Below are 23,926 nucleotides of genomic sequence, written 5' to 3' on the forward strand. Positions count from 1 at the left end.
GCGATGCGACCGTGCTCCTGTTGCGCAACAACAGGGGGTCCGTTAAGATCAGCCGACGCTGAGCTTCATGACCAGGAAGCGCGTGGTGGAGCCCAGGCAGAGGATGTCGCTGTTGCGCAGCTCGAACGGCTCGCTTGCGGAGGGCTCGCGCGATTCGGCCTGGGCGTTGGCGATGATGTGCACGGACTTGTCGGCACCGGAGATCACGCGGGTGCCGTTGGTCGAGTTCAGGTCGGTAACGAGCCAGCGGCCGTCTTCGCGCCAGATGCGCACGTGCTGCCGCGAGACGTCGGCGTCGACGTCGGCGATGGAGTGCGGCCCGTTGGGCAGGCAACCGATGATGGTGCCCGCCGGGTCGCACGACAGCTCGTGGATGGGCGGACGAAAGGCGCCGTTGACCAGGCGGACCAGGCCCAGGCGAGTCTCATGGGCGGCCGAGGCGGCCTGCGGTCGTGGGGCCTCGTCCCCGACCAGGGTGTCGAGCGAGGTGGCAAGCTCGCTTGCCGCGAAGGCGTCGATGGCGTCGATTGCCGCGCGCGGGTCCGCCAGGCACCCGACGATGACGAAGAGCATGACGAGCAGCAGGGCTCGGTCGCTTTCGAGCTCAAGATGAAGGGACATGATCTTGCGCACGACGTTGCCGTACGGGATGGCATCGATGTCGTTGGAGGTCAGCGCGTCGCACATGCAGGTCGCGGCGGCGCCGCGGTAGTGGGCGATGACCTCGGAGCAGCCCGCCTGCCCTCCGCCGCGCGCCGCGATCAGGCGCGAGGTGATCTTCTTGGCGGCGACGGGAAAGTCGGAGAAGAGCTCGGGATGCAGGGAACCGGGCTTGGCGTGGACGATCTCGCGCGACAGGAACGTGCGGTCGTCGATGCGTGCCGAAAGGGTTTTTCCGCCGATGGAGACCGACCCGTCGAACAGGACGGTCGCGGTGTCGCGGTGCGCGATGCCACCGAATTGGCGCAGGTCGGTGTACATGACTGAGCTTGGAGTGTCTGTCGCCATGTCCTGACCTCCTCGAATTCGAACGAAATACAGTCAACATAGCACGAATGCACAGAGCGCGGCAAATGCGGAAACGGACTGGTAGCAGCGGGTGGAGGGTCGGGTTTTCCAGGGGAGCCGACGATCGATCCGCTCCGTGCGGGGTGCCCGCATCTGCGTCATGCCCCCTTGAAATACTCGCACCGGTTCCAGATTGTGCGAAAAACGCCATGTTGCGCAACAACGCGGGCGAAAAAGCCTTCACACTGGTATCGAGGCGGCCCCGGGACCCGTGCCGATGGAAACCTTGTGCGATGGCGTTTTACTCCCGTGTCCCGGGGCGCGGCTCTCTGCTCGCGCTACCATAGACTGCACGCAAGACAATGCCTGCGGCTATGGGGGAGAAGCAATCGTGAACCAAAACCTGTCGATGCGTCAGTCGGTGCTGGTCGGCGTGACGCTGTTTTCAATGTTCTTCGGGGCGGGAAACCTTATCCTGCCGCCCCTGCTTGCCCTGCAGGCGGGTGCCGAGGCCGTTCCCGCCATGATCGGATTCCTTGTCGCCGCGATCGGCCTGCCGGTGCTGGGCATCGTCGCGGTGGCGCTGGCCGGCACCGCGCGCGAGCTCGCCGGGCGCGTCCATCCGGTCTTCGCCCGCATCTTCGTGGCGGCGGTGTATCTGGCGATCGGGCCGTGCCTCGCCATCCCGCGCACGTCCTCGACGGCGTTCGAGATGCTGAGCCCCCTGCTGCCCGCAGAGGTGCCCGTTGAGGCTGCCCAGCTCGCCTTCTCGGTGCTGTTCTTCGTGGCGGCCTACCTGCTCGCCATGCACCCCGGCCGCCTGACCCGTCTGCTCGGCCGCGTGACCGGGCCCGCGCTCATCTTGCTGATCGTGGCGGTGACGACCGCTGCGCTGGTGTCGCCGATGCCCCAGGCTCCGGCCCCGGTCGCTCCGTATGACGCCGGCGCTCCTGTGCAGGGCTTTCTGGTGGGGTACCAGACCATGGACCTGCTCGCGTCGTTGACGTTCGGCATCGTGATCGCCACGAACATCCGCGAGATGGGGGTGACCGAGCCCCGCTCGCTCATGGGCGCCATCTCCCGTGCCGGCGTGTTCGCGGGCACGCTCATGGCGCTCATCTACTGCGGGCTCGCCTATGTGGGCGCCGGCATGGCGCAGCAGATCCCCGACGCCACCAACGGCGCGGCGGTGCTCACCGCCTCGGCGACGTTGCATTTCGGTGCCGTGGGAACGGTGGTGGTCGCCGCCATCTTCCTGCTTGCGTGCCTGAACGTCTGCATCGGTCTTATCAGCTGCTGCGGCACGTATTTCTCCGAGGAGCTGCCGCGGGTCTCGTATCGCGTCTGCGCGCTCGTGTTCGCCGCGTTCTCGTGCATCGTGTCGAACTTCGGTCTCGACGCCATCCTTGCGTTCTCGGTGCCGCTTCTCGGCGCGCTGTATCCCATCGCCATCATGCTGGTCGCCATGGGCATGCTGCACACGCTGTGCGACCGCGTGCCGCTGGTGTGGCCGTGGGTGGTGGGCGTGACCGCGGTCGTGAGCGTGACGGGCGCGCTGCGCGATGCGTTTGCGGCCGGCACATGGCTTCCGATCGACCTGCTGCCCTTTGCCGGCATGGGGCTCGGTTGGATCGCGCCGGCGCTTGCGGCGGCGCTGATCGGGGTCCTGTGCTCAAAGCTGTCTCGGCGCTGACGACGCCACGGGATGGGTTGATTGGGGACGGGTTCGTTTCAGCCCATTTTCGGCATCGGACATGGGTTGGAACGAACCCGTCCCCAATCAACCCCCTGAGGCCGCTCCCCTCTGCGCCGGCCAGCGCAGGGGGGAGCGTTCGTTCATGAATAAGTACAGGGGTCATTCTTTCCAATCCTGGGGAAACGCCGGATTGGCCCTTCTACGTTCATGAATAAACGCCCCTGCGGCACGGAAGAGACTCATTTTGCCATGTCATGCATACAGGGTTCGACTGATTCTCTCAGCTAGCCGCAGGACAGCGCCTGACGTTGGATAATGGATGCGAAATAAGGGCTACGGCGGGTGAGAGGGCGAGGGCTTCATGATCGAAGATTACCGCAAGGCGCGCAAAGCGGGGCTGCGGCAGGTCCAGCAGGATGTCTCGGCGGGCAGGTACCCCTATCCGCCCGCCTTAAGCGACATCATCAAGGACCATGGGTACCAAGGCGAGGTGCCCGTCGGCGTCGTCGAGATCGATATGTCGCTTATCGCGGGAACGCGCACCCAGGGTCGCCAAAACTCGTTCTCCCGCGGCTTCATGCCTCTGCTCGAAGAGGATTCAGAGTTTGCTGCCAAATGGAGCGCGCTGATCGACTCCCAGCGCGAGGAGGGTCTGCGCGAGCCCATCATCGTCTACGAGTACATGCAGCGGTTCTACGTGCAGGAGGGCAACAAGCGTGTATCGGTGATGCGCTTCCTCGAGATGCCGACGATCACGGCGAGCGTCACGCGCATGCTGCCCATGCCGTCGGACTCCAAAGAGTCCCGCATCTACCAGGAGTTCCTGCGCTTCTACCGCGTGTGCCCCATCTATGGCATCACCTTCTCGGAGGAGGGCTCCTACGAGCGCCTGGCGATCTTCGCCGGGCAGGATCTCGACCACCCGTGGCCCGATGAGCGCGTGGCAGACCTGCGCGCCTCCTTCGGCAGCTTCGCTGAGGCGTTCTCCAAGCGGCACGGCGAGTCGCTCGGTATCACCTCGGGCGACGCGTACCTGATCTACCTCAAGCTCTACGGGTTCGAGCTCGCGGTCTGCGGCTCGCCGGTCGAGATCGCCGATAGGCTTGGCCGCATCTGGGGCGAGCTGCGCGTCACGACCAACCAGGACGCCATCGCCTATCTCGAGGCGCCGACGGAGCCTGCGTCCCGGGGCGGCATCATCTCGGATTTGAAGGGGCTCTACAAAAACAGGTTCTTCCCCAAACCGCTGCGGATCGCGTTCATCTACGAGCGCAGCCCGCAGACGTCCGGATGGGCGGCCGCGCACGACCGCGGCCGTATCGAGCTCGAGCGCGCGTCGGGCGGCACGGTGGAGACCACGGTGTTCACCGACTGCGCGTCCGACGAGGCGTTCGATCGCGCGGTGGAGCGGGCGGTGGCGGAGCAAGACGACCTCATCGTGACCAACGTGCCCACGCAGGCCACGCAGGCCCTGCGCGCGGCGGTCATGTATCCGCAGCTCAAGGTGCTCAACTGCTCGGTCAGCCTGTCGTATGGCGCCGTGCGCACGTTCAGCACCAAGACCTACGAGGTCAAGTTCCTGCTGGGCGCGCTCGCGGCAAGCCTGTCGGACAACCATCGCGTGGGGTACGTGGCGGATTCCCCGGTCTATGGAACGGTGGCGGGTATCAACGCCTTCGCTATCGGCGTGCAGACGGTCGACCCGCACGCGACGGTGTATCTCAAGTGGTATTCGGCCAAAGACTACGATTGGCGCCGCGAGCTTGCCGAGAGCGACGTGCGCATCGTCTGCGCGCGCGATGTGCCCAACCCGGGCAACCCGGATGAGTCGTGGGGCCTGTATCTGGTCGAGCACGACGGCACCGAGGTGCACCTCGGCGAACCGGTCTGGGAGTGGGGGCGCTACTACGAGCGCATCGTCCAGTCCATCCGCGATGACTCGTGGCAGCGCGAGCGCGACGAGTTGCACGACCGCGCACTGAACTACTGGTGGGGCCTGTCGTCCGGCGTCATGGACGTGCACGTCTGCGATTGCGTGCCCGCCCGCCAGCGCAGCCTGGTCGAGATCTTCAAGCAGAGTATGCTGAGCGGCCAGACTCATCCGTTCGCCGGGGAGCTCAAAAGCCAGACGGGGCTCGTGCAGCCGTCCGGCGCGGGGCGCCTTTCGAGCATGCAGATCGCGCGCATGGCATGGCTGAACCAAAACATCGTCGGGCGCCTTCCCGAGGTGCGCGAGCTGTCGGACCGCGGCCTCGACGAGGTGGTCGCCGGCGGCGTGATCCCGGTCAACCCCACCTTGGCCGCCCGGCGCGAGGCCAAGCGATGAAGATCCTCGCCATCTCCGATGTCGAGGAGGCGTGGCTGACCGACCATTTCGACAAGGAGCGCCTGCAGGGCGTCGAGCTCATCATCTCGTGCGGCGACCTGCCGGCGCGCTATCTCGAGCACGTGGTGACGCTCGCCAACGTTCCGCTCGTGTACGTATGGGGCAACCACGATATGGGCTATGTCGAGCATCCGCCGCAGGGGTGCATCTCGATCGAGGGGCACCTGCGCGATTTCCATGGCATCCGCATCATGGGCGTCGGCGGCTCGCTCAGGTACAACGAGCGGGTGTTCGGCTTTACCGAGGCTGAGATGCGCAGGCGGATCGGGCGCCTGGCCCTCATGGCGCGCGCGACGGGCGGGGTCGACATCCTCGTCACGCACGCGCCCATCCGCGGTCTCGGCGATATGGAGGACATGCCCCATCGGGGATTCGAGTCGTTTGGCTACTACGTCGACAAGCTGCGCCCCGCCTTCATGCTGCACGGGCACGTGCATCTGAACTACGGCCGCGTCGAGCGCGCGCTCGAGCATCCGTGCGGCACGCAGGTTATCAACGCGTGCGGCTCCTATATCTTCGACTTCCCCGATGACAGGATCCGCGCGCGCGACCCCTTCCCGGTCATGTCGATCGCCTAGCCGATGCAATTCAGCTAGGCGCAGATGAGGTGGACCTGCTCCTCGATCTCGCTTCGCTGGGCGTCCGAGAGCACGTTGTCGCAGATCAGCGCGGTCAGGTCGGACAGCCCGAAGAAGGCGTAGAAGTCGCGGCGCCCCAGCTTGCTGGCATCGCTCACGGCGTAGCGCTCGCGCGCCTTCGTCAGCACGAGGCGCTGGATGCGGCCCTCGTCCATGTCGGCACAGAACAGCGATCCGCCCGATATCCCGTTGGTTCCGATGAAGGCCTTGTCGATGCCGAGCGGGGAGACGGCGTCTTCGGCCATCGCGCCCACGAAGCATCCGGTCTGCTGCCGGTAGAGGCCGCCCACCAGGTACAGCTCGCAGTGCTCGCGGTGCTCGAGCAGCTTGAAGGCCGAAAGGCTGTTCGTGATGACGCGCAGGCGGATATCGGGCAGAAAGCGCGCCATATGCTCTACGGTCGTGCCCGCGCCGAGAAAGACGGTGTCGGATGGCTCGATCAGCTCGATCGCCCGCTGGGCAATGCGCTGCTTCTCCTCGCTGCGCAGACGCCGCTTCTCGGTGTGCGAGTACTCGCGCAGAAGCGGGATGCCCGCCGCGGAGAACGATTCCCTGACGGCGGCGGGCATGCGCGCGCCGCCGTAGACGCGCTCGATGACGCCGCGCTCGGCGAGCTCCTCGAGATCGCGCCGGACGGTCATGTCCGATACGTCGAGGGCCTGCGCGATGGCGGATACGGATTCCGTGCCGCCTCCCGCCAGGCGCGCGATGATCTGTTCTTGTCGTTCCGCTTTGAGCATGGATGCCTCCTTTGATTCATTTGAACACAAACGAACAAAGTCGCGCAAGATTTTTGCGAATGGTGCCAAAGACTCCGTGAGCGCGAGCGACAGCGGGCGGACGGCGCGCGCATGTATACATCATGCGACCTCTTTTTGCGCCCGTTCCGATGGAAGCGCGAACCTCGCAGGTAAACGAAGCGAAATTGAGTCCATATACCACCGTGCCGCATCGTGGGGACGGCGTTGGCCGACATCGCGGACGCGCAGGGGCTCCCTTGTGGTACAGTCGGTGTAGATGAACAAACTCTTACAGGTATGAACACTATCGATCTATGCCGTCGATAGGGACGAAAGGTAGCAGCGCGGATTCCCCTGTACGGACCGCGCGCCGACAGATGAAAGGGGCCGTTCCATGAGTACCGTCGTATCTGAGCTCATCGATCGCTTCTCCGATCAGTTCGGGGAGGGCCGCACGCTGGCGCACGTCCACGCGCCCGCGCGCAGCGAGATCGCGGGCAACCACACCGACCACGAGGGAGGCCATGTGGTGGCAGGCGCGCTCGACGTCTCCATCGAGGGCGTCGCCGCGCTGAACGGCACCATGACGGCGCGCGTGGCGAGCGCGGGCTACGAGCCGTTCGAGCTCGACCTGTCCGATCTTGCCCCGCGCGAGGACGAGAAGGTCAGCACGGCGGGCCTGGTGCGCGGCATGGCGGCCGAGCTCGCAGCGACCGGGCGCGAGGTCCAGGGCTTCGACCTGGTCATGACGAGTGACATTCCCGGCGGCTCGGGGCTTTCGTCCTCTGCGGCCCTCGAGCTCGCGGTCGGCCGCGTCATGGAGACGCTGTGGCCGGGCTCCCCGGTGACGCCGACCGCCATGGCGCAATCGGCCCAGCGTTCCGAGAACTTCTATTTCGGCAAGCCCTGCGGCCTCATGGACCAGCTGTCCGAGGCGCTCGGGGGCATCGCCCACATCGACTTCGCCGACCCGGCGAACCCGGTGTCCGAAAAGCTCGATTTCGACTTCGCCGACAAGGGCTACGCGCTGTGCCTGGCCTACATGGGCACCGACCACTCCGTGTCCACGGCAGACTACGCCGCCGTTCCCGGCGAGATGCAGGCTGTTGCCGCCGAGTTCGGCTGCACCCGCCTGTGCGAGGTTCCCGCGGAGCGCTTCGACGAGCGCGTGTCCGAGCTGCGCGCCAAGCTGGGAGACCGCCCGGTGCTGCGCGCGCTGCACTACTACATCGAGAACCGCCTGGTGGTCGAGCGCTTCGAAGCGCTGCGCACAGGCGACATCGACACGTTCCTCGACCTGACGCGCCGCTCGGGCGCGAGCTCGGGCATGTACCTGCAGAACGTCTCGTGCGGCGGCAACGATCAGCCCGCCATGGTCGCGCTCGCGCTTGCCGAGCACCTGCTGGGCGATGCCGGCGCCGTCCGCATCCACGGTGGCGGGTTCGGCGGCTCCATCCAGGCGTTCGTGCCGCTCGACATGGTCGACTTCTTCGTGCGCGGTATGGACGGCTGGCTGGGCGAGGGCAACTGCCGCACCTACCGCATCGCATCCGAGGGGGCGTATGCGCAATGGCTGTAGAGCGTGAGTACGACGCGGGGGCGCTCGCGTCCGATATCGAGGCGCTCGTGCAGCACGCCGTCCGCTGCGGCCTGGTGTCGCCGGCCGATGCCGTCTGGGCGTACAACACGGTGCTCGAGGCCGTCGGGGCGACCGGTCCCTCGGCCCCGAACGCGGCGATTTTCCTGCAGGCCGCCTATGCGACCTCTCCGACCGCGCGGCTGGGCGAGGATGCGCCGGTCGTTGCGGCGAGCGGCGACGACGCGTTCGATCTCGAGGGGACGGTCGCGCGCATCGCCGAAGCAGGCATCGCCAACTGCTGTGAGGAGGACACGCCCTCGGGCGCCGATCGCCTCGCCACGCGCGTCATGAACATCCTGATGCCTCGCCCCTCCGAGGTCGAGCGGACGTTTTCCACCCTGTATATGGCCTATGGCCCCCGCACCGCCACCGACTGGTTCTATCGGATGAGCTGCGACAGCCGCTACGTGCGCCGCGCCGCCATCGCGCGGAACATCGCCTGGACGTCGTCGACCCCGTGGGGCGAGCTCGAGATCACCATCAACCTCTCCAAGCCGGAGAAGGACCCCAAGGCCATCGCGGCCGCGGGCGCCGCCCCGGTGACCGGTGAGGTCTACCCGGCCTGCCAGCTGTGCATGGAAAACGAGGGCTATCCCGGCCGCGGCGCCGGCGCGGCCCACGGCGCGCACCCCGCCCGCCAGAACCTGCGCATCCTGCCCATCACGTTGGGCGGGGAGCACTGGGGCCTGCAGTACAGCCCGTACGCGTACTTCGACGAGCACTGTATCGCCATGAGCGCCGAGCACCGCCTCATGCACGTGGACCGCGAGAACATGGGACGCCTGCTCGACTTCGTGGACCTGTTCGGGCACTACTTCATCGGCTCCAACGCGGACCTTCCCATCGTGGGCGGATCCATCCTGTCGCACGACCACTTCCAGGGCGGTCGCCATGTCTTCCCGATGATGAAGGCGCCGGCGGCAGGCGCGTTCGAGATGCCGGGATTCGACGACATCGCATGCGAGGTCGTGCGCTGGCCCATGAGCGTGCTGCGCTTGCGGGCCGCCGATCGCGAGCGCCTGCTCGATGCGGCGGCGCACGTGCTCGACGTCTGGCGCGCGTACAGCGACCCGTCGGTGGGCATCCTCGCCTCGACGGTCGAGGACGGCGTCGAGGTGCGCCATAACACCATCACGCCCGTCGCCTGCAAAGACGGCTCCGACTACGTGCTCTACCTGGCCCTGCGCTGCAACATCACGACGCCCGAGCATCCCCTCGGCGTATTCCATCCCCACGCCGAGAGGCATCACATCAAGAAGGAGAACATCGGGCTCATCGAGGTCATGGGTCTTGCCATCCTGCCGCCTCGCCTGGTGGAGGAGCTCGGGGCCGTGCGCGGGCATCTGCTGGTGCACGCGGGCGCGAACGACCGCGCCGCGCTCGCCCTCGCGCTCGAATCCGATCCTTTGTGCGCCTCCCATGCTGCATGGGCGCTCGAGCTCGCCTGCGCGCATCCGGACATCGCGCCCGAGACGGCCGACCAGATCATCCGCGACGGCGTGAGCGACGTGTTCGCCGGCGTCCTGGAGGATGCGGGCGTCTTCAAATGGGACGAGCCGGGCCGTACCGCCCTCGATCATTTCCTCGCCACGCTGTAACACACGTGCCGTATACAGCGTCGGTCCTGTAAGCAAGGTCCTCCGTGTCCAACCCCTGCGGGCACGGAGGACCTTGCGTTGTTATGGGTTCGCTGGGGACGGGTTCGTTCCAACCCATGCAACAAAAAAGCCCCCGCACACGGCGGGGGCTTCTCATTAAAAGTCTACGCGTCGACACGCACGAAGCGGAAGCTGCGGCTCATGTAGAGCGCGGAGCTCACCGGAAGGGGCAGGCCCATGTCCATCAGCGCGTTGGCGGCAAAGACCTGGTCCATGTTGACCTCGCGGTACAGCGCGTCCGGAGTGAGCCCGCGCGGGACCACGTAGCGCGCCTCGCCGTAGCCCTCGGCGCGGGCGACCACGGCGTTCACGATGGCCTCGGCGCCGTCCTCGGAGACGAACTCCCAGGCGTAGATGTCGTCGGTCGCGGGGTCGGTCAGGCGATAGTACAGGCCCTCGCGCACGAGCTGCTCGATCGAGCGGTACTGGGCGATTTGGTTGCGAATGATCTCGCAGGCGCGCTCGGGAAGCTCGAGCAGGTCGAGCTCGTATCCAAAGCCGCCGCCCGCCATGGCCACCAGGCCGCGCGCGGACAGCGACACGGTGCGGCCGTTGACCTCGTTGGGGCAGGCGGACACATGTGCGCCCATGGTGGAGCACGGATAGCCGAACGACGTGCCGTACTGGATGGTCATGCGGTCGTGGCCATCGGTGTTGTCGCTCGTCCAGAACTGCGGCGCGTAGTGGAGCCAGCCCGCGTCGAAGCGGCCGCCGCCTGCGGCGCAGCCCTCGATCAGCAGGTTGGGGTAGCGCTGCACCAGGCGCTCGAGCACATCGTACAGGCCCAGGTAGTAGTCGTAGACGACGCGGCCCTGATCCGTGGCGGCGTGCGAGTAGATGTCGACCATGCTGCGGTTGAAATCCCACTTGAGGTACTCGATGTTGCCCTGGTCAAGCACCGAGCAGATTTGGGCGAAGATGTTCTCGCGCACGTCTTCGCGCGAGAAGTCGAGCACGAGCTGGTCGCGGCCGAGCGCGGGCGCTTTGCCCGGCACGGCGAGCGCCCAGTCGGGATGCGCGCGGTACAGGTCGGAATCCTCGTTGACCATCTCCGGCTCCATCCAGATGCCGAACTTGATGCCGAGCGCGTTGATCTTCTCGATGAGCTGGGCGAGCGTTCCGCCGAGCTTCTCCTCGTTGACCGACCAGTCGCCGAGTGCGCGGAAGTCGTCGTTGCGGTCGCCGAACCAGCCGTCGTCCATGACGAGCATGTCCATGCCCAGATCGGCGGCCTTGGCGGCAAGACGCACGAGCTCGTCGCCGGTGAAGTTGAAGTAGTGAGCCTCCCAGCTGTTCACGAGCACGGGGCGCGGGGCGTCGCGCCACGGACCGCGGCAGATGTGCCGGCGGATGCAGCGGTGCAGGTTGTGGGAGAGGCGCTCCAGGCCCGCGCCCGAGTAGGTCATGATGACCTCGGGCGCCACGAGCTCGTCGCCGGGCTCCAGCGGATAAGAGAACAGCTCGTCGGAAAGGCCCATCTGCATGCGGATTTGCTGGTACTGGGTCTGCTCGACCTCGGCCTTGAAGTTGCCGCTGTACACGAACGTCATGGACCAGGCGCGGCCCGCCGTCTCGGTGGCGTCGTGGTCGCACAGGATCATGAACGGGTTGTATTGGTGCGAGGACTGGCCGCGGCGGCTGCCAACGGCAAAGGAGCCGGGCAACACGCGCTGACGGCAGGGCTTGCGCTCCATGCAGTGCTGGCCGTTGAAGGTGATGACGTCGAAGTTGCCGTGGACGAAGTCCAAGCAGGCGCTCTGCAGCTTTTCGACGGTGACGCGGCCCTCGCCGCGGTTCTTCACGACGGCGGCGCGGCAGATGACGTCGATGGCGGGCAGCACGCCGTACAGCAGCTCGACCTCGAGGCCCAGCCGCTCGTCGGCAAGCGTGACGGACAGCGTCTGGGCGTCGTCTGCGTCCGCATCGGAGTAGGCGGCGGGCAGGCCGGCGAGCGCGTACTTGTCGCAGCGCACCTCGTGGCGCGCGTAGCGCAGGTCGCAGCCGAAGGTGCCCTGGGCGTCGCGGACGACCAGCAGCGGGCTGCGCAGGTCGCCGTTGCCCTGGAACGGGAACTCCTGGGGCAGGACGTCGAGCGAATAGGTGCGGCCCGTGACGTCGTGGGGCGTCGTGCAGCAGCCGCTGCGGTCGGCGAACGTGGGCAGATACGACATCTGGCCCTCGCTGCGCGCACCGTAGTACAGGTGCGTGAGGTACCCGACTTCGTCGACCCGCATCTGGTAGGTCGTGTGTAGCGTGTGCAGCGTGAAGGTCCGCGTTGCATCGTCAATGCGTATGGGCATCGTACCTCGCTTTATGACATATGGGCAGGGATGGGAGCGGCCGGCACCTCGCCGAACCGCAGGGTATTTTACGGCACGTGGACCCCTCAGGAGGGGTCCACGAAGCAGGGGCTATAAGCTACACGAGCAAGACATATGTCGCATTTCCTACGTGTGCATGTCGCAGAAAGGCTACTTGACCGCGCCGTTCGTGACGCCACCGATGATCTGCTTCTGCGCGACGATGTAGAAGACGATCATCGGCAGCATGGCGAGCAGGTAACTGGCGAACGCCAGGTTGTAGTTCGTGGAGAACGCGGTCTGGAAGTTCATCTGCGCGAGCGGCAGCGTGTTGACACCCTGGCCGCCCATGATGACGAGCGGGGTCATGACGTCGTTCCACACGGCCAGGCCGGTGATGACGGCGACGGTCGCGTGCATGGGCTTCATGAGCGGGAAGATGACCTTCCAGTAGGTGCTCCAGGTGGAGGCGCCGTCCATGCGCGCGGCCTCTTCCAGCGCGATGGGGATGTTACGCAGGTAGCCGGTGTAGAGCATCATGTTCATGGGCATGTAGAACACGACGTAGAGGATCATGACGCCGACCATGTTGTCGAGGTGCATGACGGCGGTCTGCTTGACGAGCGGCATCATCAGGATCGCGAAGGGCACGTACATGCCGGCGATGATGAAGTAGTAGGAGGCCTTGAAGATCCGCTTGTGGTCCATGTTGCGGCCGATCGCGTACGCGGCGAGGCTGTGGATGAGGATTGAGGCGACCACGGCCACGACGGTGATGATCAGCGAGTTCAAAAACGAGTTGAAGAAATCGGTGACCTGGATGGCCTCGATGAAGTTGTCGAGGCTCCAGTGGCTCGGCAGCGACAGGATGCCCGCGATGTCGTTCGTCATCTCGGAGGGATCCTTGAAGGCGATGACGACCGCCATGTAGAGGGGGAAGATGATGGTGATCAGACCGATGATGAGCAGGATGGTCACAGGCCAGTTGACCCGCTCCTTGACTTTCGCTTTAGCCATTAGAGCTGCTCCTCCTTACTGTTCAAGAACTTGGTCTGCAGGATGGAGACCACGGCGATGAGGATGAAGAAGATCACCGCGTTGGCGCACTGGTAGCCGAACTGGCCGCCGGACAGACCGTTGTTGTAGATGAGGTAGGAGATCGACTCGGTGGACTGCGCCGGGCCGCCGGAGGTCATCGAGACGATCTGATCGAAGACCATCAGCATGTCCTTCATCACGAGCACCATGTTGGTGGTGACCGACGGCATGATGAGCGGGAACGTGATGTAGCGGAACCTGTCCCAACCGGTCGCGCCGTCGAGCGAGCCGGCCTCGTAGACGTCCTCGGGTACCGAGGACAGGCCGGTGATGTAGATGATGGTGGTCTGCGCGCAGGCCTGCCACACCACCACGATCACGATGGCGACCCATGCCCATTCGGTGCTGGCGAGGATGGACTCGCCGCCGGTGATGGCGGGGACGATATAGGTGAAGAAGTAGCTGAACACGTAGCCGACGACCAGGGCGCCCAGGATGCGGGGCACGAAGTACACGCCGCGCAGCGCGCTTTTGAACTTGATCTTGCTCGACAGGCCGATGGCCAGCATGAGCGAGATGACGTTCGTGGCGAGCGTGGCGACGATGGCCACCTTGAACGTGAACAGGTAGGAGTTCAGGATGCGGGTATCGCTGAACATGTCGATGTAGTTCTGCAGGCCCACGATGTTGAAGGCGCCGTAGCCCTTCGAGTCCGTGAAGCTGTACAGGAAGCCCGTGATGAGCGGGAGCGTGTTGAACGCGCAGAAAATCACCAGGACGGGGATCAGGATCGCCATGAAGGTCTTGTTGCGACTCGACCCGATCTTGGTTGCCGTGCTTGCCATATCGCTTCCTCCTTACTGTTGGCTCTCGTAGTCTTGAACCTTGCGGATGACGGAGCGGTTGTAGCGCTGCCAGTCCTCGTCCCACTTGGTAAGGAAGGCGTCGATGTCGCCGTTGAGCAGCATCGTCTGCAACTGCGCGTCGCATGCCATGGCCGATTGGTAGGAATGGTCGAGGTAGTCCAGGACGCGGCCCTCGTCCAAGAACTCCTGGATGTCGTCGAACAGCGGGTCGAGCGTGAAGTCGCCCTCGGTGCAGGGGATGGCGCGCTGGTCGTCGATGTAGGTCTGGACGTTTTCCTGCTCGTTCAGGAAGGCGATGACCTCGTACACGGCGTCCTTGTGCTCGCAGGTCTCGGCCACGCACCACTGCAGGTCGACGCCGGAGACGACGATACGGTCGTCGGGGTTGTCGGCCGACGGCATGGCGAACATGCCGATGTTCATGTCCGGGTTCACCGAGAGGATCTGCGGGACGGCGAAGCTGCCGCAGGGGTACATGGCGCTCTGGCCGCGCGCGAAGGCGGTGCAGGCGTCGTTGTAGCTGTAGGCGAACGGGCCGTCCTCGGCGTAGTCGAGCAGCTGCAGCATGCGCTCGGCGGGCTCGCGGTAGTAGTCGACGAACTTGGCCTTGCCGGCGTTCACCTGGCGCGCAAGGTCGGACGGCACCATGTTGATGGTGATGGAATTCCACGGCGACAGGATGGTCCACGTATCAAGGTAGCCCAGGTAGATGGGGTAGATGTCGGGCGTCTCGCTCTGGATCTGCTCGAACAGCGCGATCAGCTCGTCCCAGGTCTCGGGGATGGTCCAGCCGTGCTCCTCGAACAGGTCCTTGTTGTAGAGCATGCCCGCGGCGTTCGCTACGTAGGGCACGCCGTAGATGCCGTCCATGGGGACGTAGGTGACGCTTTTCAGGATGTCCGAGTAGGCGGGGCTCACCGAATCCATGGTGGGGCAGTCCGACACGTCGGCCAGGATGCTCGAGTCCACGAAGCTCGCGTAGTCCGCGTCGCCGCCGATGCCGATGACGTCGGGGTAGTTCTCGCGCACGAAGCGCGTCTTCATGACGGTTACGGCGTCGGCCGGGCTCGTGATGTTGAGGTAGATGTCGTCGTGCGCGGCGTTGAACTCCTCCATGAGGTGCTCGAAGATGCTCACGGCCTCCTGCTTGTAGCTGACGATCTCCACCTCGATCTTGCCGTCGGCGCGCTCGGAGGTGCAGCCGGCGAACATGAGGCTTGCCGCCCCGGCCGCGCCGAGCCCCAGAAGAGAGCGGCGGGTGATTGGTTTGTTCAGCATGCTATGCCCTCCTCCCGCTTAGTGAACGATGGCCAGCTCGGACTGCTTGTCGAACACGTGGATCCTGTCGAGGTCGAAGGCCACCTTGATGCGGCTGCCCACGCGGGCGGGGTTGCCGGAGGACACATGGCTGGAGATGGCGCCGCCGTCCACGTTGGCGTAGATCATGGCCTCGGAGCCCAGAAGCTCGTAGACGGTCACCGTGGCGTCGATGGTCTCGGAGAGCTTGCGGTCGGCGGGATGCTCGTTGGAGTCGACGACGTCCTCGGGACGGATGCCCATGGTGACGACCTTGCCCATATAGCCCTTGTCCTTGAGCACCTTGCCCTTGGCGTCGGTGAGGGTGAGGGTGTTGGAGCCGAAGGTGAGGGTGACCTTGCCGGCGGCCTCGCCGACCGTGGCGTCGATGAAGTTCATCTGCGGGGAACCGATGAAGCCGGCCACGAACAGGTTGCAGGGCTCGTTGTAGAGCTTGGTGGGGGTGTCCACCTGCTGCATGACGCCGTCCTTCATGACCACGATGCGGGTGCCGAGCGTCATGGCCTCGGTCTGGTCGTGGGTCACGTAGATGATGGTGGCGCCCAGGCGCTGATGCAGCTTGGAGATCTCGGCGCGCATCTGCACGCGGAGCTTGGCGTCGAGGTTGGACAGGGGCTCGTCCATCAGGTAGACCTTGGGGTTACGGCAGATGGCGCGGCCCATGGCGACGCGCTGGCGCTGACCGCCGGAGAGCGCACTTGGCTTGCGGTCAAGCAGCTTGTCGAGGTCGAGGATGCGCGCGGTCTCGCGCACTTGCTTGTCGATCTCCTGAGGATCGGCCTTGCGGAGCTTCATGGGGAAGGCCATGTTGTCGTAGACCGTCATATGCGGATACAGCGCGTAGTTCTGGAAGACCATCGCGATGTCGCGGTCCTTGGGCTCGACGTCGTTCACCACGCGGCCATCGATCTTGAGGGTGCCGGACGTGATGTTCTCGAGGCCCGCGATCATGCGCAGGGTCGTGGACTTACCGCAGCCCGAAGGACCGACGAAGATGATGAACTCCTTGTCGGCGATCTCCAGGTTGAAGTCCTTAACGCCCTCGTAACCGTTCGGGTATTTCTTCCCCACGTGTTCCAGAGAGAGTTCTGCCATAGCTTAAACCCCTTCCTGTATGCCTTCCTGTGTCTGATTCCACAAGCAGGCAATTCTTACTGCAGGTTTCATATTAAGTTGCCTTAATTCGTTCTTAAGAAGCTATTAGGCTATACAAGCTAACAGAATGCGCTAAAACGCAGGTAAAACTATGCTTATTTGGGAAGGATAAATAGTTCTCGTTCGGCAAACGGGGCAAAATGAACCGGAAACGGCTTTGGGCATTCGTAAAGTAGTTTTCATCATGCTCAAAAAATAGGCATCTACCTGCGAAAACTATAGAAAATAGCAAAAGTGCATAGAGATATTCCCAAACTGGTATAAAAAGTCGCATAGAATGATATTTGTCCCTATAACATTTTGCAGGCTTTGCACGGCACCAAGATATATGTCATACGCTATGAGAGGGGTACAGATGCCAATCCACGAGATTGTCTCATCGACGTTTTCCCGAGGTAAATACATAGATCTGATGCCATATCAGTACGGTCGCGAGGTGTGCACACCAGGACATGCCTTTGGGCCGTTTCGGCGCAGCCACTACCTGTTCCACTACATCATCTCCGGGTGCGGGACACTCGTGGCCTCCGATGAGTCGGGTCGGCAGACGACCTATTACCTGGGGCAGGGCGAAGGGTTCCTCATCTTTCCCGGGCAGACCAACACCTATTACGCCGACATGGACGACCCGTGGGAGTACATCTGGGTGGAGTTCGACGGTATCCGCGTCAAGGAATCGCTCTCGCTTGCCGGCCTGTCCGAGTCCAGCCCGATCTACCGATCCGACAAGGCGGAGCTGCGCAGCTCCATGGAGCAGGAGATGCGTTTTCTGGTCGACCATCAGGACGCCTCGGCGTTCCAGCTGATCGGGCACACCTACCTGTTCCTCGACAGCTTCTTGCGCTCCATCGTGAACCAGCGCGCCGCGACGACCAACCGCCTGCAGGACCTCTATGTGCGCGAGGCAATGTCCTATATCGAGCAGAACTACCAAAACGGGATCACCGTGGAGGACATCGCGCGCCAGACCGGGCTCAACCGCAGCTACTTCGGCAAGATCTTCAAGAGCGCCACGGACAAGTCGCCCCAGCAGTACCTGATCGACTTCCGCATGACGAAGGCCGCCCAGCTGCTCAAGCTCACCGCGCTGTCGGTGGGCGAGGTCGGCCGCGCGGTGGGGTATCCCAACCAGCTGCACTTCTCCCGGGCGTTCAAGGGCACGTTCGGCCTCTGCCCGCGCGAGTGGCGCCGCGCCAACACCCACGCGTGAGGACGGAAGAGGCGAGGGAGGCCGCTGCATCCGCTCGCGTGCGAAACCGCACCTCGGTAAAAGGTTTTACCAGGGTGGGCGGCCGCTTCGTTTTGAATTTGGTATCAAATTTCGGGCAATAAGGGCCGCGTAGGTGCTGGTCGGAGGCCCCTCCCAGGGCCTCCGTGGTCGGCCAAGCAAAGGAACCGCAGGTCACAGGCTTGTCAGATATGGCCGTTTTCCTTCGTACTTCTTGAATTGATACCAAATTCATGTTCAAAATATAGTGACTCCCTCTTATCTGCGGTTTTGCGGTGAGGTTTCCCCACCGTCGCCGTACGTTACGCATCGACGCTTGGGGTTTGGACCGCGCGGTTGGTATCAGGTTCCCGCAACGGCCTCCGTGCGCGGCCCGCGCGCCGCGCGTGCGCGCGAAAAACGTGCGGCGATGTGCGCGGCATGCTCCGTGCGGCACCGCTTGCGTGCTACGATTACACCGTTTGATATATCCGTGAACCGTTTTGGAGGGTATCCATGAGCAAGGTTCTCGTCTTCGGACACCAGAATCCCGACAACGACGCCATCATGAGCGCCGTCGTCCTCACCCAGCTGCTGAACCAGGTCAACTACAACGGCGACACCTACGAGGCCCGTCGCCTGGGCCCGCTGCCCGCCGAGTCCGCCAAGCTGCTCGCCGACAACGGCATCGCCGAGCCCGAGCTGCTCGAGTCGGTCGAGGAGGGCCAGCAGGTCGTGCTCACCGACCACAACGAGGCCGGCCAGTCCGTCGCCGGGCTCGAGGGCGCCCAGATTGTCGGCGTCGTCGACCACCATCGTTTCGGCGGCTTCACCACCGCGGCGCCGCTGCACATCATCTCCCTGCCCTGGGGCTCCAGCTGCTGCATCGTGGCGAGGCTGTTCGAGGTCTTCGGCCAGCAGCCGACGGACGCGCAGGCCAAGCTGCTGCTCTCGGCCATGATGACCGACACCCTCATGCTCAAGAGCCCCACCACGACCGATGTCGACCGCGCTGTCGCCGCCCGCCTCGGCGAGCAGCTCGGCGTCGACCCGGTCAAGTTCGGCATGGAGGTCTTCCTCACCCGTCCGTCCGGCTCCTTCACGGCCGAGCAGATGGTCGGCAACGACATCAAGCAGTTCGAGGTCGGCGCCGACAAGCTGCTCATCGGCCAGTACGAGACCGTCGACAAGACCCGCGCGCTCGGCATGATCCCCGAGATTCGCGAGGCCATGCGCGCCTACCAGGCCTCCAAGGGCGCCGACGGCATCGTGCTGTGCCTGACCGACATCATGGAGGAGGGCTCCCAGGTGCTCTTCGAGGGCAAGACCGATGTCGCCCAGAAGGGTCTCGGCATCGACGATGTGCCCGAGGGCGTGTGGATGCCCGGCGTGCTCTCCCGCAAGAAGCAGGTGGCCGCGCCGATCCTCGCCGCCGCCGAGTAGCCTGATCGCAAGCTGTCTCTTCAATGCCCGGTGCCGCGTGATGCGGTGCCGGGCATTGTCTTCCGGTTGCGCGCAACGGTGCCGGAAGACAAGCTGGGCGCCCCTGCGACCGCCGGCGGCGAATCCAGCCTTATTCCCGGGGCCGGCATCAATTCGAGATCCCCGATGAAGCGCCCGCGCCTGCCGTCCTCTTTCCAAGGGTCGCTTCGCCCTCTTTGAACGGCAATCGGCGGGTCATACCCTGTTTACATTGAGAATAACGATGCGTGCCGATCGCGTATGCCGCGGCGATAGCTCCGCATGCAGGCGGCCTCCTGCATAAGCCTCGTCAGAGGCGCATGTAGCCCGACATGCGGCAGGCTCCTGCGGCCTTGGTCTGGCGGATCTGTTGCTCGGTGGTGTCGGTGACGCCGCCCAGGGCGAGCACCGGAACATGGGCCCGGGCGATAACCGCGTTGAGGAAATCCAGGCCGCGCCCGGGCAGCGGCTTGCACGACGGGGCGAAGACAGGGCTGGCAATGAGGTAGTCTGCGCCTAGGGCCTCCGCGCCGACGACCTCGTCCAACTCGTGAACGTTGGTGCCCACCAGCTCAAAGCCCGCCGGGCGGCCCGTGCGCGTCAGCACGGGCAGCGGCAGGTGCAGGCTCCGAGCGCCCGCGCGCCGGGCGGGCTCGACAAAGGAGTGGGCGATGAAGGCGACGTGCGCGCGCTCGCAGGCTGCGCGCACGTCGCGCGCCAAGCGCTCGTAGGCGTCTGGCGCCAGGTCCTTCTCGCGCAGGACCAGTGCGTCGACCTTGCCGGCCAGCCGCTCCACCTGATCGGGAAGCGGGCGTGTGCAGTTGAGCCGATCCGTTATCGCCACGCGAGCGAATTGTCCGGATGAGAAGAGCACGGCAAGGCTCGGTGCGCCAGCGGGTGCCGCCCCAGCGCCGGCGGCAGCCGGGGCGGACGTCTGCATGGCGGCAGGACTGGCCGCCCCGGTCGTCCCCGCGGCACCGACGGCCCTCACCTCCATTGATCGACCGGATACGATATGCTCGTCAACCATGGCGCTCCTCTCTGAGTTTTCGTTGATCGGCGCATCGCCTGCGGGCGGGCGCGGCGGCTACACCAGCACGTGGTCGTTCATCACCGGCTCCAGACCCATCCGTCGCATGGCGGTGCACATGGTGGGGAGGTCGCGGGTGTCCGCTATCTCAAACTGATCGTCGCCCTCGTCGGCCTGGTGGGTGTGCTCGCCCACGCCCGTCGACACGCCTGCCGATACCTTGGTGGCCGTGATGACGGCCGCGTGGTCACGGAACCGCGCGCTTTCGCGCGAGGACACCGTGAGTCCCGCAAACGGCATGAAGATGCGGTACGCGCAGATGACCTGCATGAGCTGGCGCTCGCTCACGTGCGGCGCATGCGGAGCGACGCCGCCCTTGGCCGGGCGCATGCGCGGGCACGAGAAGCTGATCTCTGCCGCGGGGTAGGCGCGCTGGATCTCCCATGCGTGCAGGCCGCAGGCCAGGGCATCGCGGCGGAAGTCGGCTAGGCCCAGCAGCGGCGCAAACGCCACGCCGCGCATGCCGCCGCGCAGCGCGCGCTCCTGCGCCTCGAAGCGGTACGGCATGATGCGCTTGCGGCCGCGCAGGTGGAGCTTGCCGTAGCGCACGGGATCGTAGGTCTCTTGGAACACGGTGACGTAGTCGACGCCGGCGGCGCGCAGGCGCGCGTAGTCCGCCACGTTGGCGGGGTAGACCTCCACGCCCACCGTGCGGAAGCGCTCCGCCGCGAGCTCGCAGGCGCGTGCGATATAGTCCACGCTGCTGCGCTGCGGGTCCTCGCCGGTGAGCAGCAGGATCTCCTCCTGGCCCGTGGCCGCGATGGCGTCGAGCTCCGCTATGATCTCGGTCTCGTTCAGCTGCGCGCGGCGGATGTCGCTTGCGCAGTTGAAACCGCAGTACACGCAGCGGTTCTCGCAGTAGTTGGCGATGTAGAGGGGCGTGAAGAACTGCACGTTGGCGCCAAACCACCGCGCGCGCTCGCGCTGGGCGCGTACGGCCATCTGCTCCAGATACGGTTCTGCTGCGGGGGCGAGAAGCACGCCGAAGTCCTCCGGCCCCACCGTGTCCTCGGCCAGCACGCGGCGTACGTCGGCGGCGGTCACGGCGCTCGGATCGTACGCCTCGGCGGCATCGAGCACCCGGTCGAACATGCCGCCGCCCAGCACGTCCATGTCCGGCAGGAACGTGAGCGGATCGAGGGCGCGATCCGTGTGAATGGCCGCGTCGAGCGCCTCCTGGGACAGCGGTGCGAGGCGGTACGCGCGCGTGCCCACCGCTTCGCGCGGAAGGTCGGCCGTGGTGAGGTCGCCGGCGGCCAGGGCCGCGGCGGCGTTTTCGGGAACGGTGCCCGATGCGTCCTTCTCGCCCTGCTCGGTCTTGTCCGCCATGGCTACCGCCCCTCTTCCTCAAGAAAACCGGTCAGCGGGGACGACGCCTCGCCTGTGTCCAACACGCGGCCCAGGCCGGCCCGGTACGCTGCGCGACCGGCCTCCACCGCTTGGCCGAAGGCGCGAGCCATAAGGCGGATGTCTCCGGCGGTGGCCACTGCCGTGTTGGCCATGACCGCCGTGGCGCCCATCTCCATGGCTTCGCACGCCTGCGACGGCCGGCCGATCCCGGCGTCCACGATCACCGGCAGATCGACCTCCTCGATGAGGATGCGGATGAAATCCCGTGTGACCAGGCCCTTGTTGGACCCGATGGGCGCGCCTAGCGGCATGACCGCGGCGGCGCCGGCGGAGACCAGATCGCGCGCCACGTTGAGGTCGGGGTACATGTAGGGCAGCACGGTGAAGCCCTCGTTGGCAAGGAGCTCGGTGGCGCGGACGGTCTCGACGTTATCCGGCAGCAGGTATTTGGTGTCGCGGATGACCTCCACCTTGACGAGGTCGCCGCAACCCAGCTCGCGCGCCAGGCGGGCGATGCGCACGGCTTCCTCGGCGGTGCGGGCGCCCGACGTGTTGGGCAGCAGGGTCACGCCGTCCGGGATGGCGTCCAGGATGTTGCCTTCCTGGCCGGTGTTGGCGCGCCGCACGGCCAAGGTCACGATCTCGGCGCCGGCGTCCTCGACGGCCGCGCGGACCAGGTCCAGCCTGAACTTGCCCGAACCCAGGATGAAGCGCGAGCTGAACTCCTTGCCGCCCAGCAGCCAGGTATCCGCCTCCGGGGCCTGGCAGGCGGTTTGCGTATGCTCTGACATTGATGATGCTCCTCTCTTTTCTGGGACCCTTGCCGCGCCTGTTCCATCGCTGGGACGGGGCGCAGAGGGTCGTTGCGTTACGTGCGATAGGGACGAGGGAACGCGCCCTAGCCCTCCGGTGCTTCCTCTCCCATGATGAGGCGCAGGGCGAGAAGCGCCTGCTGGGCGGCGCACAGCGCCACGCGCGGCGCGTAGAGCACCTGGCCCGCGCCCACGTCCGACCTTCCATCGCCGCAGAGGTAAAGCCGTCGGCCCATCCGGCGCGTGACGATTTCCGCCGCCGGCCCCAGGCCCGCCATGCCGTTGCCGGCGATGACCACCGGGCCGTCAGGCTGGGCGAGAAGCTCCTCGACCAGGAGCGCCTTGGCCTCCGGGGCGTCGAACGCCTCGCATACAAGGGGGCAGCCGGCAAAGAGCGCGCGTGCGTTGGCCGCCGTCACGCGTTCGCACCGGGCGTCCACGACGATCTTCGGGTCGATGGCGCGCAGTTGATCGGCTAGCGCCTCGACCTTGGGCACGCCCACGTGCTGCCGGAAGTAATGCTGGCGGTTGAGGTTGCTCGCATCGACCGCGTCGAAGTCCACGATGCGCAGGGCGCCGATGCCGCTGCGCGCCAGCATGACCGCGATGTTCGACCCCAGCCCGCCGGCGCCGGCGATGCCCACGCAGGCCGCGCGCAGGCGCTCGCGCGCCGCCGTTCCGATACGCGCCGCAAGGGGGTCTGCCGCCCCGGCGCGCACGTTGCCCTCGTCCATCAGCCGCCTCCCACAAACCGTACGATCTCCAGCGCATCGTCGGCGCGCAGCGTGCGTTCGGCAAACTGCGCGCGCGGCACGATGTCGCCGTTGAGCTCGCACGCCACGCGCGTGCCCTCAAAGTCCATCCGGTCGAGCAGCTGCACCAGCGTAAGGCCGTCGACCGACGGATCCTCCTTGCCGTTCACCCGTGCCATGGGACCTCCTCTCGTTACGGAATCGTCGCCAGCCAAGAGCACGCACCCGCGGCCACCGCGCCTCCGCTGCAAGAGTGGGGCGTCGAGCCAACAAAAAAGCGCGCACGAAGGGACACCGCACCCGAGGTGGTGCGCCCCTTCGTACGCGCTGCGTACTCTGACGTGAAGGATACCTCGCCGAAGCCGGCCCGTCAATGCGCTGTGGTCGCGCCGTCAGCAAAGCGGAGGGGGGCGTGGCGATGGGCCCGCGAGCGCCGGGCCTTGCTGTGAAGCGCCCTGTGCAGAACCTGCGCACGACCCGTGGATGTTCCATGTTATCGCCTATCGAATCGGTGGGTTTTTATCACGGGTAGGGGATGCTGTATTCGGGGCTTCCCCGGAGCCTACAGACCGCTTGCCCGCTTTTGCCGCGCGTTCCCAAAGAACTGCCGCATGAGGGCTTGAGAGTCAATAATAATTTATTACGAACCGCGGGACGTCGGATGCGGCGCCCGCGGTTTTGTGAGAAGGACGCTTGGTGCAGAAAGGATCGGAGCTGACATGACAAAGCGTAAGCGCATGCACAACCAGCGGACGGCCAAGGCGGTCGAGCGCAAGGCGCTTGCCCTGGATGCTCCGAGCATACGGGTGCCGC

The 23,926-nt window shown here is 65.4% G+C and carries 19 protein-coding genes; 7 read left to right on the forward strand and 12 right to left on the reverse strand.

The annotated features are described in order from the left end of the window. Window positions 1–48: 48 nt before the first annotated feature. Window positions 49–1,008 (reverse strand): FHA domain-containing protein, encoded by a 960-nt coding sequence (locus tag B5F74_RS12185; RefSeq protein WP_143753773.1) that lies wholly within the window; start codon window positions 1,006–1,008, stop codon window positions 49–51. 391 nt (window positions 1,009–1,399) lie between these two features. On the opposite strand from B5F74_RS12185, the gene brnQ reads away from it, so the two are divergent. The 3 genes from brnQ (at window position 1,400) to B5F74_RS04105 (ending at window position 5,668) form a co-directional block, all read left to right on the forward strand. After that, the gene (gene brnQ, locus B5F74_RS04095; protein WP_343217545.1) at window positions 1,400–2,701 is read left to right on the forward strand and encodes a branched-chain amino acid transport system II carrier protein; all 1,302 of its coding nucleotides are present in this window, start codon (window positions 1,400–1,402) and stop codon (window positions 2,699–2,701) included. Between the two features lie 364 nt (window positions 2,702–3,065). Then, window positions 3,066–5,030 carry a BMP family ABC transporter substrate-binding protein gene (locus tag B5F74_RS04100; RefSeq protein WP_087200236.1) on the forward strand — a complete coding sequence of 655 codons (1,965 nt, stop codon included), beginning with the start codon at window positions 3,066–3,068 and terminating at the stop codon, window positions 5,028–5,030. Next, complete coding sequence (locus tag B5F74_RS04105; RefSeq protein ID WP_066828775.1) at window positions 5,027–5,668, forward strand: metallophosphoesterase family protein; 642 nt, start codon at window positions 5,027–5,029, stop codon at window positions 5,666–5,668. Before B5F74_RS04100 ends, B5F74_RS04105 begins: the two co-directional genes overlap by 4 nt. Window positions 5,669–5,682: 14 nt before the next feature. Here B5F74_RS04105 and B5F74_RS04110 read toward each other — a convergent pair whose 3' ends face one another. Further along, complete coding sequence (locus B5F74_RS04110; protein ID WP_087200238.1) at window positions 5,683–6,468, reverse strand: DeoR/GlpR family DNA-binding transcription regulator; 786 nt, start codon at window positions 6,466–6,468, stop codon at window positions 5,683–5,685. A 394-nt stretch (window positions 6,469–6,862) separates the two neighbouring features. On the opposite strand from B5F74_RS04110, the gene B5F74_RS04115 reads away from it, so the two are divergent. Together B5F74_RS04115 and B5F74_RS04120 are read left to right on the forward strand one after the other, a co-directional pair. After that, window positions 6,863–8,047, forward strand: a complete 1,185-nt coding sequence (locus B5F74_RS04115; RefSeq protein WP_087200240.1) for a galactokinase family protein — start codon at window positions 6,863–6,865, stop codon at window positions 8,045–8,047. After that, entirely contained in the window at window positions 8,038–9,705 is a 1,668-nt protein-coding gene (locus B5F74_RS04120) for a UDP-glucose--hexose-1-phosphate uridylyltransferase (RefSeq protein ID WP_087200242.1), read from the forward strand. Before B5F74_RS04115 ends, B5F74_RS04120 begins: the two co-directional genes overlap by 10 nt. Before the next feature lie 164 nt (window positions 9,706–9,869). Here the strand turns inward: B5F74_RS04120 and B5F74_RS04125 are convergent, their stop codons facing one another. The 5 genes from B5F74_RS04125 to ugpC all read right to left on the reverse strand — a co-directional run bounded on the left by B5F74_RS04125 (window position 9,870) and on the right by ugpC (window position 16,381). Beyond that, the gene (locus tag B5F74_RS04125; RefSeq protein WP_087200244.1) at window positions 9,870–12,065 is read right to left on the reverse strand and encodes an alpha-galactosidase; all 2,196 of its coding nucleotides are present in this window, start codon (window positions 12,063–12,065) and stop codon (window positions 9,870–9,872) included. 171 nt (window positions 12,066–12,236) lie between these two features. Next, on the reverse strand, window positions 12,237–13,082 hold the full coding sequence (locus B5F74_RS04130) for a carbohydrate ABC transporter permease (protein WP_087200246.1): 846 nt from the start codon (window positions 13,080–13,082) through the stop codon (window positions 12,237–12,239). Beyond that, window positions 13,082–13,948 (reverse strand): sugar ABC transporter permease, encoded by an 867-nt coding sequence (locus tag B5F74_RS04135; protein WP_087200248.1) that lies wholly within the window; start codon window positions 13,946–13,948, stop codon window positions 13,082–13,084. The genes B5F74_RS04130 and B5F74_RS04135 overlap by 1 nt, the downstream gene beginning before the upstream one ends. A gap of 12 nt (window positions 13,949–13,960) precedes the next feature. Next, window positions 13,961–15,247, reverse strand: a complete 1,287-nt coding sequence (locus tag B5F74_RS04140) for an extracellular solute-binding protein (RefSeq protein ID WP_087200250.1) — start codon at window positions 15,245–15,247, stop codon at window positions 13,961–13,963. 18 nt (window positions 15,248–15,265) lie between these two features. Then, window positions 15,266–16,381 (reverse strand): sn-glycerol-3-phosphate ABC transporter ATP-binding protein UgpC, encoded by a 1,116-nt coding sequence (gene ugpC, locus B5F74_RS04145; RefSeq protein ID WP_087200252.1) that lies wholly within the window; start codon window positions 16,379–16,381, stop codon window positions 15,266–15,268. A gap of 472 nt (window positions 16,382–16,853) precedes the next feature. Between ugpC and B5F74_RS04150 the strand changes: the two genes are divergently transcribed. Further along, window positions 16,854–17,651 (forward strand): AraC family transcriptional regulator, encoded by a 798-nt coding sequence (locus B5F74_RS04150; RefSeq protein WP_239283344.1) that lies wholly within the window; start codon window positions 16,854–16,856, stop codon window positions 17,649–17,651. A 513-nt stretch (window positions 17,652–18,164) separates the two neighbouring features. Beyond that, window positions 18,165–19,091, forward strand: coding sequence for a DHHA2 domain-containing protein (locus B5F74_RS04155; protein ID WP_066828752.1), 927 nt, complete (start codon window positions 18,165–18,167; stop codon window positions 19,089–19,091). 328 nt (window positions 19,092–19,419) lie between these two features. Here B5F74_RS04155 and B5F74_RS04160 read toward each other — a convergent pair whose 3' ends face one another. The 5 genes from B5F74_RS04160 to thiS form a co-directional block, all read right to left on the reverse strand. Beyond that, entirely contained in the window at window positions 19,420–20,139 is a 720-nt protein-coding gene (locus B5F74_RS04160; RefSeq protein ID WP_239283345.1) for a thiamine phosphate synthase, read from the reverse strand. 57 nt (window positions 20,140–20,196) lie between these two features. Beyond that, on the reverse strand, window positions 20,197–21,528 hold the full coding sequence (gene thiH, locus B5F74_RS04165; protein WP_087200257.1) for a 2-iminoacetate synthase ThiH: 1,332 nt from the start codon (window positions 21,526–21,528) through the stop codon (window positions 20,197–20,199). Window positions 21,529–21,530: 2 nt separating this feature from the next. After that, the gene (locus B5F74_RS04170; RefSeq protein WP_087200259.1) at window positions 21,531–22,340 is read right to left on the reverse strand and encodes a thiazole synthase; all 810 of its coding nucleotides are present in this window, start codon (window positions 22,338–22,340) and stop codon (window positions 21,531–21,533) included. A gap of 107 nt (window positions 22,341–22,447) precedes the next feature. After that, window positions 22,448–23,095 (reverse strand): sulfur carrier protein ThiS adenylyltransferase ThiF, encoded by a 648-nt coding sequence (thiF, locus tag B5F74_RS04175; RefSeq protein WP_087200261.1) that lies wholly within the window; start codon window positions 23,093–23,095, stop codon window positions 22,448–22,450. Further along, window positions 23,095–23,292: a sulfur carrier protein ThiS gene (gene thiS, locus B5F74_RS04180; RefSeq protein WP_087200263.1), complete on the reverse strand. Its 198-nt coding sequence runs from the start codon at window positions 23,290–23,292 to the stop codon at window positions 23,095–23,097. The genes thiF and thiS overlap by 1 nt, the downstream gene beginning before the upstream one ends. Window positions 23,293–23,926 lie beyond the last annotated feature (634 nt).

Source organism: Collinsella sp. An271 (assembly GCF_002159695.1).
GTDB classification, from domain to species: Bacteria; Actinomycetota; Coriobacteriia; order Coriobacteriales; family Coriobacteriaceae; genus Collinsella; species Collinsella ihumii.

Bases quoted from the DNA above. Each gene is read 5' to 3' on its own strand.
- B5F74_RS12185 (WP_143753773.1), bottom strand. From the start codon at position 1,008: ATGGCGACAGACACTCCAAGCTCAGTCATGTACACCGACCTGCGCCAA.
- B5F74_RS04100 (WP_087200236.1), top strand. From the start codon at position 3,066: ATGATCGAAGATTACCGCAAGGCGCGCAAAGCGGGGCTGCGGCAGGTC.
- B5F74_RS04105 (WP_066828775.1), top strand. From the start codon at position 5,027: ATGAAGATCCTCGCCATCTCCGATGTCGAGGAGGCGTGGCTGACCGAC.
- B5F74_RS04110 (WP_087200238.1), bottom strand. From the start codon at position 6,468: ATGCTCAAAGCGGAACGACAAGAACAGATCATCGCGCGCCTGGCGGGA.
- B5F74_RS04115 (WP_087200240.1), top strand. From the start codon at position 6,863: ATGAGTACCGTCGTATCTGAGCTCATCGATCGCTTCTCCGATCAGTTC.
- B5F74_RS04120 (WP_087200242.1), top strand. From the start codon at position 8,038: ATGGCTGTAGAGCGTGAGTACGACGCGGGGGCGCTCGCGTCCGATATC.
- B5F74_RS04125 (WP_087200244.1), bottom strand. From the start codon at position 12,065: ATGCCCATACGCATTGACGATGCAACGCGGACCTTCACGCTGCACACG.
- B5F74_RS04130 (WP_087200246.1), bottom strand. From the start codon at position 13,082: ATGGCTAAAGCGAAAGTCAAGGAGCGGGTCAACTGGCCTGTGACCATC.
- B5F74_RS04135 (WP_087200248.1), bottom strand. From the start codon at position 13,948: ATGGCAAGCACGGCAACCAAGATCGGGTCGAGTCGCAACAAGACCTTC.
- B5F74_RS04140 (WP_087200250.1), bottom strand. From the start codon at position 15,247: ATGCTGAACAAACCAATCACCCGCCGCTCTCTTCTGGGGCTCGGCGCG.
- ugpC (WP_087200252.1), bottom strand. From the start codon at position 16,381: ATGGCAGAACTCTCTCTGGAACACGTGGGGAAGAAATACCCGAACGGT.
- B5F74_RS04150 (WP_239283344.1), top strand. From the start codon at position 16,854: ATGCCATATCAGTACGGTCGCGAGGTGTGCACACCAGGACATGCCTTT.
- B5F74_RS04155 (WP_066828752.1), top strand. From the start codon at position 18,165: ATGAGCAAGGTTCTCGTCTTCGGACACCAGAATCCCGACAACGACGCC.
- B5F74_RS04160 (WP_239283345.1), bottom strand. From the start codon at position 20,139: ATGGTTGACGAGCATATCGTATCCGGTCGATCAATGGAGGTGAGGGCC.
- thiH (WP_087200257.1), bottom strand. From the start codon at position 21,528: ATGGCGGACAAGACCGAGCAGGGCGAGAAGGACGCATCGGGCACCGTT.
- B5F74_RS04170 (WP_087200259.1), bottom strand. From the start codon at position 22,340: ATGTCAGAGCATACGCAAACCGCCTGCCAGGCCCCGGAGGCGGATACC.
- thiF (WP_087200261.1), bottom strand. From the start codon at position 23,095: ATGGACGAGGGCAACGTGCGCGCCGGGGCGGCAGACCCCCTTGCGGCG.
- thiS (WP_087200263.1), bottom strand. From the start codon at position 23,292: ATGGCACGGGTGAACGGCAAGGAGGATCCGTCGGTCGACGGCCTTACG.